Source organism: Microbacterium sp. (assembly GCF_017305435.1).
Classification (GTDB): Bacteria; Actinomycetota; Actinomycetes; order Actinomycetales; family Microbacteriaceae; genus Microbacterium.
Window position 1 is genome coordinate 237,959 of the sequence record NZ_JAFKIP010000003.1, and the last position, 13,021, is coordinate 250,979.

At 70.0% G+C, this 13,021-nt stretch carries 11 protein-coding genes; 8 read left to right on the forward strand and 3 right to left on the reverse strand.

Going from position 1 to position 13,021, the window contains the following annotated elements:
- Positions 1-49 precede the first annotated feature (49 nt).
- From J0I43_RS04475 to J0I43_RS04510, 8 genes are all read left to right on the forward strand, one after another.
- The gene (locus J0I43_RS04475; protein WP_292859683.1) at positions 50-523 is read left to right on the forward strand and encodes an Lrp/AsnC family transcriptional regulator; all 474 of its coding nucleotides are present in this window, start codon (positions 50-52) and stop codon (positions 521-523) included.
- A 161-nt stretch (positions 524-684) separates the two neighbouring features.
- Positions 685-2,121, forward strand: a complete 1,437-nt coding sequence (locus J0I43_RS04480) for an APC family permease (RefSeq protein ID WP_292859686.1) — start codon at positions 685-687, stop codon at positions 2,119-2,121.
- A gap of 148 nt (positions 2,122-2,269) precedes the next feature.
- Positions 2,270-3,124 carry a pyruvate, water dikinase regulatory protein gene (locus J0I43_RS04485; RefSeq protein ID WP_292859689.1) on the forward strand — a complete coding sequence of 285 codons (855 nt, stop codon included), beginning with the start codon at positions 2,270-2,272 and terminating at the stop codon, positions 3,122-3,124.
- Between the two features lie 63 nt (positions 3,125-3,187).
- The gene (gene ppsA, locus J0I43_RS04490; protein ID WP_292859692.1) at positions 3,188-5,578 is read left to right on the forward strand and encodes a phosphoenolpyruvate synthase; all 2,391 of its coding nucleotides are present in this window, start codon (positions 3,188-3,190) and stop codon (positions 5,576-5,578) included.
- 72 nt (positions 5,579-5,650) lie between these two features.
- The gene (locus tag J0I43_RS04495; protein ID WP_292859694.1) at positions 5,651-6,844 is read left to right on the forward strand and encodes an acetyl-CoA C-acyltransferase; all 1,194 of its coding nucleotides are present in this window, start codon (positions 5,651-5,653) and stop codon (positions 6,842-6,844) included.
- A gap of 43 nt (positions 6,845-6,887) precedes the next feature.
- Positions 6,888-7,844 (forward strand): ABC transporter ATP-binding protein, encoded by a 957-nt coding sequence (locus tag J0I43_RS04500; protein ID WP_292859697.1) that lies wholly within the window; start codon positions 6,888-6,890, stop codon positions 7,842-7,844.
- The gene (locus tag J0I43_RS04505) at positions 7,841-9,463 is read left to right on the forward strand and encodes a polyketide antibiotic transporter (protein ID WP_292859700.1); all 1,623 of its coding nucleotides are present in this window, start codon (positions 7,841-7,843) and stop codon (positions 9,461-9,463) included. The genes J0I43_RS04500 and J0I43_RS04505 overlap by 4 nt, the downstream gene beginning before the upstream one ends.
- Positions 9,464-9,503: 40 nt before the next feature.
- The gene (locus J0I43_RS04510; protein WP_292859703.1) at positions 9,504-10,040 is read left to right on the forward strand and encodes a ribonuclease H; all 537 of its coding nucleotides are present in this window, start codon (positions 9,504-9,506) and stop codon (positions 10,038-10,040) included.
- Positions 10,041-10,187: 147 nt separating this feature from the next.
- On the opposite strand, the gene J0I43_RS04515 is transcribed toward J0I43_RS04510, so the two are convergent.
- The 3 genes from J0I43_RS04515 to rlmN are packed head-to-tail and all read right to left on the reverse strand — an operon-like array spanning position 10,188 to position 12,996.
- Positions 10,188-10,676: an NUDIX domain-containing protein gene (locus J0I43_RS04515; RefSeq protein WP_292859706.1), complete on the reverse strand. Its 489-nt coding sequence runs from the start codon at positions 10,674-10,676 to the stop codon at positions 10,188-10,190.
- Between the two features lie 6 nt (positions 10,677-10,682).
- Positions 10,683-11,696, reverse strand: a complete 1,014-nt coding sequence (locus J0I43_RS04520; protein ID WP_292859709.1) for an aldo/keto reductase family protein — start codon at positions 11,694-11,696, stop codon at positions 10,683-10,685.
- A 58-nt stretch (positions 11,697-11,754) separates the two neighbouring features.
- Positions 11,755-12,996, reverse strand: coding sequence for a 23S rRNA (adenine(2503)-C(2))-methyltransferase RlmN (rlmN, locus tag J0I43_RS04525; RefSeq protein WP_292859712.1), 1,242 nt, complete (start codon positions 12,994-12,996; stop codon positions 11,755-11,757).
- Positions 12,997-13,021 lie beyond the last annotated feature (25 nt).

Genomic DNA, 13,021 nt, shown 5'->3' on the forward strand with positions numbered 1-13,021 from the left:
GTCGCAGATTCGGTGGAATCGGCGGGACTCATCGAACTACGATCGGTACATGGCGCATGATGCGACGAATCCTTCGATGGATGCCACCGATCTCCGACTCGTCGACGAGTTGCGCATCGATGCGCGCCAGCCGCTCAGCCGCCTCGCGGAGCACCTGGACGTCGCCGCCTCGACCGTGCACGCGCGCATCGCGCGACTCGTGTCGCGCGGGGTGATCCGCCGCTTCACCGTCGAGGTCGATCCCGCGGCGCTCGGCTACCGCACCGAGGCACTCGTCTCGGTGCGCATCCGGCCGGGTGCGCGCGCCCAGCTCACCCGCTTCGCGGAGGAGCTGAAGGCGCACCCCGACGTCGCGCAGTACTTCTACGTCGCGGGCGCGGAGGACTTCGTCATCCATTTCCGCGGGCGCGACAGCGCGGACCTCCGCTCGTTCGTCACCGATCATCTGTCGACGCACTCGATCGTCGCCGCGACGAACACGAGCCTCATCTTCGAGCGCACCGACGGCCGCCGCGGCGTCTGAGCGGCCTCCGCACCGATCGTCCGCATCGAGCACCTCCTCCGGTCGAACCGTCCGGACATGGCCGCGCCGTGTCATCCGGTGAGACACGAACGCTACACATCGGAAACGCAGCGCCCCTAATGTTCGATCACCCGACACCTTCGCGCACCGCGCCGACGTCCATGGAGGTCATCACGAACGAGTCACTCGCGGGCACCGCAACCGCCCGCCGCACACCCAACCTGGCCCGCACACTCGGCCTCTGGTCGATCGTCGGCCTCGGCCTCGGCTACATGACGCCGACCGTCATCTTCGACACCTTCGGCAACGTCGCCGTCGAGACGAACAACGTCGTCCCCGCCGCGTACGCCGTCGCCCTGATCGTCATGGGCTTCACCGCGATCAGCTACGGCAAGATGGTCGGCGCGATCCCGAGCGCCGGGTCCGCGTACACGTACGTGCGCGAGTCGATGCACCCGAGCCTCGGCTTCCTCGTCGGCTGGACCTCGCTCATCGACTACCTGCTGCTCCCGCTGGTCAACGCACTCATCCTCCGCAGCTACATGGAGGCCTTCTTCCCGGACGTGCCCGGCTGGATCTGGGTCGTGGTGTTCACGGCCGGCGTCACCGGCATCATCTACGTCACGATGCGGGGCACCTCGAACGTCAACATGATCCTGCTCGTCTTCTCGATCATCGTGATGACGGTCTTCGTCGTGATGGTCGCCGTCCAGCTCCTGCAGGGTGCGGGCGCCGGCACGATCGCCTCGGTGCGGCCGTTCATCCACCCCGAGGTCTCCTTCGGCGCGGTCCTCGCGGGAGCCACGGTCGTGTGCTTCTCGTTCATCGGCTTCGACGCCGTGACGATGTACGCCGAGGAGGCGAAGACGCCGAAGATCATGCCGCGCGCGATCCTCCTCACGGTGCTCATCGGCGGCGCGATCTTCCTCGTCGCGGCGTACTTCACGCAGTTGCGCTTCCCGTCGTACGAGGCGTTCCCCGAAGAGGCGATCTCCGACTCGACGCTCCCCGAGATCGGCTCGCAGGTCGGCGGCCTGTGGCTCCAGGCCGTGCTCACCGCCGCCGGTTTCGCGGCCACCCTGGCATCCTGGCTCGCCTCGCACGCCTCCGTCGCGCGCATGCTGCTCGTGATGGGCCGCAACGGCGTCCTCCCGAAGAGGTTCTTCGGCTACGTCAGCCCGCGCACGCACACTCCGGTGTTCACCGTCATCCTCACCGGCATCGTGTGCCTGGCGGCGATCGCGTTCACGCTCGACCAGATCGTCGACTACATCAACTACGGCGCCCTCATCGCGTTCACGTTCGTCAACATCTCGGTGATCGCATACTTCGCGGTCCGTCGCGGACGCCGCAAGACTCCGAAGGACGTCTTCACGTACATCGTGATGCCGGCGATCGGCATGCTCCTCACGGGCCTGCTGTGGGTGAACCTCGACGACCACGCGCTCATCGTGGGCCTCATCTGGACGGGTCTCGGCCTCCTCTACCTGGTGTTCCTCACGCGCGGCTTCCGACGGCCGATCGTCTCGTTCGACGAGAACCAGCCCGTCACCGGGTTCAACAAGATCGTCGAGCCGGGGCCGCGCTCGCAGATCTGATCCGCGTTCGCGATCCGCACGCGGAAGAGCCGGGGATGCCGGGGGCTGGGGCCTCGGCATCCCCTCTTCCTTTCCCACTCGAAAGTTCCTCGATTCTTGTGTAGCTGAATCGGGGGAGAGAGGTCCGAACTTTTCGTAGCGTCGGACCATGGCGGCACCTACCCCCCGTTCACCGTCGGCGCTTCCGGCCGAAGCCACACCGCGCGCGGCGTACTTCGTCTCCGACTCGACGGGCATCACCGCGGAGACGCTCGGCCGCGCGCTGCTGGTCAACTTCCCCGGCGTGACGTTCCGCCACCACACGATCCCGTTCGTGGACTCGGCGGAGGGCGCCGCGGCGGCCCTCCGCGAAATCGATCGCGCCGCGGATGCCGGGGCGCAGCCGATCGTCTTCCACACCGTCCGGTCCCCCGCCGTCGCGCGCGTGCTCAGCGGCGCCCGCGCCACCCACATCGACCTCCTCGGCGGGCACCTCACCGAACTCGAGCAGGCCCTGGGCACGACGGCCTCCGAGCAGCTCGGCTCGTTCCACACCGTCGGCGACACCGAGCAGTACTTCGCGCGCATGCGCGCCGTCGAGTATGCGATCGAGCACGACGACGCGCAGTCGATGCGTGCGCTCGATCAGGCCGACGTCATCATCGTGGCCCCCTCGCGGTGCGGCAAGACGCCCACGACGATGTACCTGGCGCTCCAGTACGGGCTCCTCGTCGCGAACTACCCGCTGACCGACGACGACTTCCCCACCGAGGGCCTGCCCCGGCCGATCGCGCCCTTCGCCGCCCGCTGCTTCGGGCTGACGACGACGCCGCTCCGCCTGAGCCAGGTGCGCCACGAGCGCCGACCCGACTCGACGTACGCCTCGCTCGCGCAGTGCACGCTCGAGCTCCGCCGCGCGGAGGACCTCTACCGCCGCACGCACATCCCCTTCGTCAACTCGTCGACCAAGAGCGTCGAGGAGATGTCCGCCGTCATCATGCAGTCCCTCAAACTCCGCACCTGACCCGGTGCGGCTCCCCCGGCGTGCACCCCTCCGGTGCGCCTCACCTCACGGAAGGCCCGACACATGAGCAGCATCCTCTGGTTCGACCAGCTCGGCATGGCAGACCTCCCCGCCGTGGGTGGCAAGAACGCATCGCTCGGCGAGATGGTCTCGCATCTCTCCTCGCTCGGCGTCAGCGTGCCGGGCGGGTTCGCAACGACCTCCGACGCGTACCGTGCCTTCCTCGCCGAGGGGGGCCTCAGAGAGCAGATCGCCGATATCATCCGCGGGGTCGATGTCGAAGACGTGGCCGCGCTCACCCACACGGGCACGCAGATCCGCGCGTGGGTCGAGGAGCAGCCGTTCCCCGCAGACCTCGAGGCGGACATCCGCGCCGCGTACGAGAAGCTCGCGGGCGCGCACCCCGAGGCATCCTTCGCCGTGCGCTCGTCGGCGACCGCGGAAGACCTGCCGGATGCCTCCTTCGCCGGCCAGCAGGAGACCTTCCTGAACGTCGCAGGCATCGACAACGTGCTCGCCGCGATCCGCTCCGTGTTCGCCTCGCTCTACAACGACCGCGCGATCGCCTACCGCGCCCACCACGGCTTCGACCACGACGAGGTCGCCCTGTCGGCCGGCATCCAGAAGATGGTGCGTTCCGACGTGGGCGCCGCCGGCGTCATGTTCACCGTCGACACCGAGTCGGGGTTCGATGAGGCCGTCTTCATCACGAGCTCCTACGGGCTCGGCGAGGCGGTCGTGCAGGGCGCTGTCAACCCCGACGAGTTCTACGTCTCGAAGGTGGCGCTCCGCGCCGGGCGCCCCGCAGTGCTCAAGCGCTCGGTCGGCGAGAAGGCGATCGCCATGAGGTACACCGACGCCACCGAGGCGGGCGCCTCCACCCGTTTCGAGGACGTCGCGGCGGACGACCGCCGGCGCTTCTCGATCGACGACGCCGATCTCGTGGAGCTCGCCCGGCAGGCGCTCGTCATCGAGGAGCATTACGGGCGCCCGATGGACATCGAGTGGGGCAAGGATGGGATCGACGGTCGGATCTACATCCTGCAGGCGCGGCCCGAGACGGTCGTCTCCCGTGTCGAGGCCGGGGTGACGCGCCGATTCGTGCTCGGCGCGCGCGGCGAGGTCGCGACCGTCGGCCGGGCGATCGGCCAGCGGATCGGCGCCGGCCCCGCCCGGGTGCTCCGCAGCCTCGACCAGATGGCGGACTTCCAGCCCGGTGAGGTGCTCGTCGCCGACATGACCGACCCGGACTGGGAGCCCATCATGAAGCGCGCGAGCGCGATCGTGACCAATCGCGGCGGTCGGACGTGCCACGCGGCGATCATTGCACGCGAGCTCGGCATCCCCGCCGTCGTCGGAACGGGGGATGCCACGACGACGATCCGAGACGGCGACGAGGTCACCGTCTCGTGCGCGGAGGGCGACACCGGGTTCGTGTACCGCGGCATCCTGCCGTTCGAGGAGGAGGTCACGCGCCTCGATTCCATGCCGGATGCCCCCGTCAAGATCATGATGAACGTCGGCACGCCCGACCAGGCGTTCTCGTTCTCGCGTCTGCCGAACCGGGGCGTCGGCCTCGCGCGGCTCGAGTTCATCATCAACCGCCAGATCGGCATCCACCCGAAGGCGCTGCTCGAGTTCGACGCCCTGGATACCGAGCTGCAGAGCCGCATCGCGACCGCGACGGCCGCCTACGACTCGCCGCGCGACTACTTCGTGCGCCGCGTCGCCGAGGGGGTCTCGATGATCGCGGCGGCGTTCTGGCCCGAGCCCGTCATCGTGCGGCTGAGCGACTTCAAGTCGAACGAGTACGCCAATCTCGTCGGCGGCGAGCTGTACGAGCCGCACGAGGAGAACCCGATGCTCGGCTACCGCGGGGCATCCCGGTACATCTCGCCCGACTTCCGCGCGTGCTTCGACATGGAGTGCGAGGCGCTGCAGTTCGTGCGCGACGAGATGGGCTTCACGAACGTCCAGGTGATGGTGCCGTTCGTGCGCACGGTCGGCGAGGGGCACGCCGTCGTCGAGCTGCTGGCCGAGAACGGCCTGCGCCGCGGGCTCAACGATCTGAAGATCATCATGATGTGCGAGCTGCCGTCGAACGCCCTGCTCGCGGAGGAGTTCCTCGAGTTCTTCGACGGGTTCTCGATCGGCTCGAACGACATGACCCAGCTGACGCTGGGGCTCGACCGCGACTCGGGGCTCGTTGCGGCGACCTTCGACGAGCGCGACCCGGCCGTGAAGAAGCTGCTGTCGCTCGCGATCGCGGCCTGCCGCACGGCCGGCAAGTACGTCGGCATCTGCGGTCAGGGCCCGTCTGACCACCCCGACCTCGCCGAGTGGCTCGTCGAGGAAGGCATCGAGTCGGTCTCGCTCAACCCTGACACCGTCGTCGAGACGTGGCTGCGCCTGGCCGGGGTGGAGCATCGGGCTTCGCAGGCGCCCGTGCGCTGAGAGGCGCCGCACCTCTCGGATCCGTCGAGGGGATGCCGCGCGGGCGCGAGTTCCGTGCGGCATCCTGGAGACATGAACGAAGCCGTCATCGTCGACGTCATCCGGACCGCGTCCGGGAAGGGCAAGCCGGGCGGCGCCCTCTTCGGCGTCCACCCCGTCGACCTGCTCGCGACGGTGCTCGAAGCGCTCGTCGCGCGCACGGGTGTCGACCCGGCCCTCGTCGACGACGTGATCGGCGGCTGCGTCGGGCAGGCGGGTGAGCAGTCCACGAACGTCACGCGCCAGGCGGTTCTCGCAGCGGGCTTCCCCGAGCACGTGCCCGCGACGACCGTCGACCGCCAGTGCGGCTCCAGCCAGCAGGCGGCTGCCTTCGCCGCGCAGGCGATCATGTCCGGATCCCAGGACGTCGTCATCGCGTGCGGCGTCGAATCCATGAGCCGCGTGCCGATGGGCGCATCGACCCTCGGGCAGGACATCTCGGGCCGCAAGCTCCGCGCCCGGTACACCGAAGGGCTCGTGAACCAGGGCGTCTCGGCCGAGCTCATCGCGGCGAAGTGGGGCTTCTCGCGCGCGCAGCTCGACGACTTCGCGGCCCAGTCGCACGCGTGGGCCGCGTCCGCCGAGCGGAACGGCCTGTTCTCCGGCGAGATCGTACCGGTCCCCGTGACGAATGCCGACGGCATCCTCCGCGCGCACACCGTCGACGAGACCGTGCGCGCCACGACGACCTCCGCAGGTCTCGGCGGGCTGAACCCCTCCTTCTTCAGCGAGGACTACGCCGAACGCTTCCCGCAGATCGCGTGGGCGATCACGCCCGGCAACTCGTCTCCGCTCACCGACGGCGCCTCGGCCGCGCTCATCATGTCGGCGGAGAAGGCGAAGGCCCTGGGGCTCAGGCCCCGCGCCCGCTTCTCCGCCTTCTCCGTCGTCGGCGACGATCCGCTCTACATGCTGACCGGCCCCATCCCGGCGACCGCCAAGGTCCTCTCCCGTGCGGGCCTGTCGATCGGCGACATCGACGCGTTCGAGGTCAACGAGGCGTTCGCTCCGGTTCCGCTCGCGTGGCTCGCCGAGACCGGCGCCGACCCCGCGAAGCTCAATCCCCGCGGCGGCGCGATCGCCCTCGGCCACGCACTCGGCTCGTCCGGGACGCGCCTGCTCGCGACCCTGGTGAACCAGCTCGAGGCCACCGGCGGCCGCTACGGCTTGCAGACGATGTGCGAAGGTGCGGGCATGGCGAACGCCACGGTCATCGAGAGGATCTGATCGCAGGGATCTGATCGCACACCGGAGGCGTACTCTCAGCCTCATGGATGCTGTCATTCGCACGCGTGCGCTCCACAAGCACTACCGCCGCGTCCATGCTCTCGACGGACTCGACCTGAGCGTCGAGGCCGGTCAGGTGCACGGATTCCTCGGCCCGAACGGCGCCGGGAAGTCGACGACGATCCGCATCCTCCTGGGGCTCGCGCGGGCGACGAGCGGCGAGGCGCGCGTCTTCGGGACGGATCCGTGGCGTGATGCCGCCCAGCTGCACCGGCGCATCGCGTACGTCCCGGGGGATGTGAGCCTCTGGCCGAACATCTCCGGCGGCGAGGCGATCGACCTCCTCAGCCGCCTCCGCGGCGGGGGGCGCGGCGCCGAGTACGCGGCATCCGTCCGGCGCCTGAACGACGCGTTCCAGTTCGACCCGCGCAAGAAGGGCCGGGCGTACTCGAAGGGCAATCGTCAGAAGGTCGCACTCATCGCCGCTTTCGCCGTGCCCGCCGACCTCTACGTCCTCGACGAGCCGACGAGCGGGCTCGACCCCCTCATGGAGGTCGTCTTCCGCAGCGAGATCGCACGCGTGCGCGCCGTCGGCGCGACGGTGCTGCTGTCGAGCCACATCCTCTCCGAGGTCGAGCTGCTGTGCGATCGCGTCTCGATCATCCGCGCCGGGCGGATCGTCGACTCGGGAACCCTCGCCGACATGCGCCACCTCACCCGCACCGAGGTCTCCTTCATCGCGGGCGGGGCCGTCGACGTCACCACGGCGGCGACCGTGCCGGGAGCCGAGGATGTGGCGGAGGATGCCGGCCGCGTCAGCTTCACACTGCCGAGCGACGCGGTCGCGGCATCCCTCCCCCGGCTCGGCGCCCTCGGCGTCGAAGGCCTGCGGATCGCGCCGCCGTCGCTCGAGGAGCTGTTCCTGCGCCACTACGGCGATCCGGCCGGCACGCCGCCCATCCGCCGCGGCGATCAGATCGGGGAGCGCGCGCAGCGATGAGCACCCTCCTGCCCCTGCTGCGACAGCGCCTGCGGCGCGATGCGGTGCAGCTGATCCTGTGGATCGGCGGCACGGCGGCCCTCGCGGTATCCGGCTTCGCGGGAGTCGTCACCTCTTACGGAGACGCCGAGCAGCGCACCGCGCTCCTCGCGACGGTCATGGCGAACCCCGTCATCCTGCTCTTCCGCGGCCTTCCCTCCGGCGCCGGCGAGTCGCAGATGGTCGTCTTCCTGCTGCTGCCGTGGCTGCTCCTGCTCGCCGCGCTCATGAGCTCGTTCCTCGCGGTGCGGCACACCCGCGGCGATGAGGAGGACGGACGCCTGGAGCTCCTCTCCGCGACGCCGGCGGGGCGGTGGATGCCGCTTGTCGCGACCCTCGTGCACGGCATCGTCGCGAACATCGCCCTGGGCGCCCTCGTCGGAGCGGCGTTCCTCGCGAACGGCGCGGCCGTGACCGGATCGGTGCTCGTCGGGGTCTCGTGCACCCTCGTCGGCGTCGTGTTCCTCGGGGTCGGCCTCGTCGCGGCGCAGCTCATGCCGACGTCGCGCGGAGCGAACGCGCTCGCGGTCTGGGTCCTCGTGGGCACGTTCGTCCTCGCGGGCATCGGCAACACGCTCGGCACCCCCAGCGACGATCTCACGCGCATGTACAGCTCGTGGGTGACCTGGCTGTCGCCGTTCGGCTGGGCGGAGAACGTGCGCGCCTTCGACGCCGATGCCGCCGGCCCCGTCGGCCTGCTCGGCATCGCTTCGGCCCTGTTCATCGCCGCCGCGGCAGCGCTGCAATCGCGGCGCGACATCGGCGGCGCGTTCGTCGCGGAGCGCACCGGTCGGGCGCGAGCACGGGCCGACTTCGGCTCGAACCTGGCGCTGATCACCCGGCAGTCGACCGCGTCGATTGTCGGATGGGTCGTCGGCGGCCTGCTCACGGGCGTCCTCGCGACGTCGCTCGGGGCGGTCGCGAACCAGATCGGGGGCCAGAACCCGTCGGTCGCCGAGGTGCTCGACAAGCTCGCGGGCGGAGGCGGCGACCTCGAACGGGGCATCGTCGTCGTGTTCTTCCTCATGCTCGGCATCCTCGCCGCCTGCGCGGGCGTGCAGACGATCGCCCTCGCGCGCCGGGAGGAGACGCGCGGCACCGCGGAGATCGTGCTCGCGACTCCGATCTCGCGCGTGCGGTGGCTCGCGGACTACCTCATCGTGGCGATGGTCGCCGCCGCGCTGACCCTCGTCGCCGGAACGGCCGGGGCGGTCTTCGGCGCGCTGACGACCGACGACACGGGCACCCTCGTGCGTGACGCGGCGATCGCGGCGGCAGGCCAGTTGCCGGCGGCCTGGGTCTTCGTCGGCCTCACGGCGCTCATCTTCGTGCTCGCACCGCGCCTGACGATCGCGGGTGGCTGGGTGCTGGTGATGGTCGCGGCGATGATCGGGCTGTTCGGCCCGCTGTTCGGCATGGCCGAGTCCGCCACGAAGGTGTCCCCGTTCGCCGCAGCTCCGTCGCCGACCACCGACGGCATCGACGCGGGCGGCCTGTGGTGGATCGTCATCGCCGTCGTGGCGCTGACCGCGGCATCCGTGGCCGCGATGCGCCGACGGGAGCTCGCGCCGGCGGGATGACCGCGGCGACGACGGCGCGGTCATCGACTACCGTCGAGGAGTGAGCGAGACCGCCGAAACGTACACCGTGGCCACCGACGGCGCCTGCAAGGGCAACCCCGGACCGACCGGCTGGGCCTGGGTCGGCGAGGACGGTCAGTGGGCGGCGGGGGCGATCCCGGTCGGGACGAACAACATCGGCGAGCTGATGGGGCTGCTGAAGGCGATCGAGGATCACGCCGGCATCCCGCATCTGGTCGTGCAGGCGGACTCGAAGTACGCCATCGACACGTATTCCTCGTGGATGGACGCCCACCGCCGCCGGGGGTGGAAGACCTCCACCGGCGCCCCGACCAAGAACCGCGACCTGCTCGAGCAGCTCATCGCCGCCCGCGACGCGCGGCGGGCGGCGGGTCTCCCCGACGTCGTGCTGGAGCACGTGCGTGGGCACCGTGGGCACGTGCTCAACGAGTGGGCGGACGAGCGCGCCGTGCGCGGCGCCGATCACGCCGCGAAGGGCACCGCGAGCGCGTGGTCGAGCCTCGGCGGCCTGCATCCGGCCCTCGATGTGAGCGCGGCGCCGTCCAAGAAGCGCTGAGAATGCGCTGAGCCCGCGCATCGCCGGTGCACAACTCCTTCGATTCGACACGCACAGGCAGGGCGAAACGATTCGGGGGGCGCCTCTCGACCGTATCGAAGGAGTTGTGCACGCTGCACCCACGCCCGGTGCGCCCGATCTCCGAGGTCAGGAACCGCCGACGCCCAGCATCCCGACCAGTCGGTCGAGGGCCGGGCGCTGGCCCGCGACCAGAAGGGAGCGGGCTTCGGCGAGCCCCACCCATTCCGCGCGGTCGACCTCGGGGAACGACTGCCGCCGTCCGGACCGCGGCGGCCACTCCATCTCGAACTCCCCGAACACGAACACCGGGTCGGATGCCGCGAACGCCGATCCGTCCGCCGCGAACACGGTCACCCGTTTGCCGGACGCATAGGCGAAGGTGCCGAGCTCGGCGTACGGCCCGGGAGGCGCGTCGACGCCGAGCTCTTCGCGGAACTCCCGGCGCGCGGCATCGATCGCCGTCTCGCGGGCCGGATCGAACTCGCCCTTCGGGATCGACCACGCGCCCTCATGGCGGCGCGCCCAGAAAGGCCCGCCCATGTGGGCGACGAGCACCACCACCTCACCGTCCGGGAGTGCCCGGTGCAGCAGGATGCCGGCGCTCGTCACCGCCACGGCGGTTCAGACGAGTCGCGTCTTCGGCGAGACCGTGTACGTCGCGGATCCGTCCGAGACCGCGACGGACGCGAGCGCGGCGTTCACCGCGTCGTAGGCCGACTGCTCGAGCACGATCTCGGACGCCTTGACCGTGTCCTCGAGCTGCTCGGGGCGCGAGGCTCCGACCAGGGCCGCGGCGATGTTCGGGTTGTGCAGCACCCACGCGAGCGAGAGCTGCGCGACCGTGATGCCGGCCTCCTCGGCGATCGGCGTCAGCTTCTGCACGGCCTCGAGCACGTCATCCCGCAGGAACCGCTTGATGAAGTTGGCGCCGCTCTTCTCGTCGGTCGCGCGCGATCCTTCCGGCACGGGCTGGCCGGGCAGGTACTTGCCGGTGAGCACGCCCTGGGCGAGCGGCGACCAGACGATCTGAGAGATCCCGAGCTCTTCGGACGCCGGGATCACCTTCTCCTCGATCACGCGCCACAGCGCCGAGTACTGCGGCTGGTTCGAGACGAGCTGGAATCCCAGCTGCTGAGCGAGCGCGTGGCCGTCGCGCAGCTGCTCGGCCGTCCATTCGCTCACGCCGATGTAGAGGGCTTTGCCCTGGCGGACGATGTCGGCGAAGGCCTGCATCGTCTCTTCGAGCGGCGTCTCGTAGTCGTAGCGGTGCGCCTGGTACAGGTCGACATAATCGACCTCGAGGCGGCGCAGCGACCCGTGGATGCCGTCGAAGATGTGCTTGCGCGACAGCCCGGTGTCGTTCGCGCCCTTGCGTCCGATCGGGAAGTACACCTTCGTGAAGATCTCGAGCGACTCGCGCGGCTGCCCCTTCAGGGCCTTCGCGAGGACGACCTCCGCCGCCGTGTTGGCGTACGTGTCGGCGGTGTCGAAGGTCGTGATCCCGAGGTCCAGCGCCTTGTGCACGGTCGTGATCGCCGCGTCGTCGCCCACCTGCGACGCGTGCGTGACCCAGTTGCCGTAGGTGATCTCCGAGATCTTGAAGCCGCTGTTGCCGAGATAGCGATAGTTGACCATGACCCCACGCTAGCGGCGACGGTGGATGCCGCGGGCCGAGCGACGGGATGTGACGCGATCAGTCGACGGGGACGGATGCCGCGACGGCGCGGTCCTCCTCGGTGGCGACGAGCTGACCGCAGGCGCCGTCGATCTCCTTGCCGCGGGTGTCGCGGAGGGTCGTCGGGATGCCGGCCTCGTTGAGCCGGCGCACGAACTCGCGCTGCACGTCCTTCTCCGACGCCGTCCACACCGACCCGGGGGTCGGGTTCAGCGGGATGGGGTTGACGTGCACCCAGCCGTGACCGCGTGCGTTGAGCTTCTGGGCGAGGAGGTCCGCGCGCCAGGCGTGGTCGTTCATGTCCTTGATGAGGGCGTATTCGATCGAGACGCGGCGGCCCGTCTTCTCGAAATAGCGGTGCGCGGCATCCAGCGCCTCGTCGACCTTCCAGCGCGAGTTGATCGGGATCATCTCGTCGCGCAGGAGGTCGTCGGGCGCGTGCAGCGACAGGGCGAAGGTCACCGGGATGTTCTCGTCGGCGAGCTTGTTGATCGCCGGCACCAGTCCGACGGTGGAGACCGTCACGCCGCGCGCGCTCATGCCGAGGCCGTGATCCTTGTCGACCATGGTCTTCACGGCCTGGATGACCCGGTTGTAGTTGGCGAGCGGCTCCCCCATGCCCATGAACACGATGTTCGTGACGCGCTCGTCGGGGTGCTCCGCGGGGCCCAGCTCCCCCGCGCGGATCGCCGCGTTCGCCCGCACGACCTGATCGATGATCTCGCCCGCCGACATGTTGCGGGTGAGGCCCGCCTGCCCCGTCGCGCAGAACGGGCAGTTCATGCCGCAGCCGGCCTGGCTCGACACGCACAGCGTGATGCGGCCGGGGTAGCGCATGAGCACCGACTCGACGAGCGCGCCGTCGTGCAGCTTCCAGAGGAACTTGATCGTGTCGCCGCGGTCGGTCTGCAGGCGGCGCACTTCGGTGAGCAGGTGCGGCAGGAGGCCCGTGACGAGCTCGCCGCGACCGGATGCCGGCAGGTCGGTCATGTGCGCCGGGTCGGCCGTGTAGTGCTGGAAGTAGTGCTTCTCGAGCTGCTTCGCCCGGAAGCCCGGGAGCCCGAGCTCCTTCACCTTCTCGACCCGCTGAGCGGGCGTGAGGTCGGCGAGGTGGGTGGGCGGCATGCCCTTCTTGGGCGCCGCGAACTGGAGGAGGGGTTTGCCCTCGGCATCCACTCTCTGGGTCCAGCCCTCTGTCCGAGGACGCACCTGGCGCGCGGGGCGTGGAGTCGTCGTGCGCACGGGGCCCGGTTCAGTCATGATCCCAGGGTACCGGCGGCGACTG

Excerpts from the sequence above, each read along its gene's own strand:
- J0I43_RS04475 (WP_292859683.1), top strand. The coding sequence starts at position 50 with ATGGCGCATGATGCGACGAATCCTTCGATGGATGCCACCGATCTCCGA.
- J0I43_RS04480 (WP_292859686.1), top strand. The coding sequence starts at position 685 with ATGGAGGTCATCACGAACGAGTCACTCGCGGGCACCGCAACCGCCCGC.
- J0I43_RS04485 (WP_292859689.1), top strand. The coding sequence starts at position 2,270 with ATGGCGGCACCTACCCCCCGTTCACCGTCGGCGCTTCCGGCCGAAGCC.
- ppsA (WP_292859692.1), top strand. The coding sequence starts at position 3,188 with ATGAGCAGCATCCTCTGGTTCGACCAGCTCGGCATGGCAGACCTCCCC.
- J0I43_RS04495 (WP_292859694.1), top strand. The coding sequence starts at position 5,651 with ATGAACGAAGCCGTCATCGTCGACGTCATCCGGACCGCGTCCGGGAAG.
- J0I43_RS04500 (WP_292859697.1), top strand. The coding sequence starts at position 6,888 with ATGGATGCTGTCATTCGCACGCGTGCGCTCCACAAGCACTACCGCCGC.
- J0I43_RS04505 (WP_292859700.1), top strand. The coding sequence starts at position 7,841 with ATGAGCACCCTCCTGCCCCTGCTGCGACAGCGCCTGCGGCGCGATGCG.
- J0I43_RS04520 (WP_292859709.1), bottom strand. The coding sequence starts at position 11,696 with ATGGTCAACTATCGCTATCTCGGCAACAGCGGCTTCAAGATCTCGGAG.
- rlmN (WP_292859712.1), bottom strand. The coding sequence starts at position 12,996 with ATGACTGAACCGGGCCCCGTGCGCACGACGACTCCACGCCCCGCGCGC.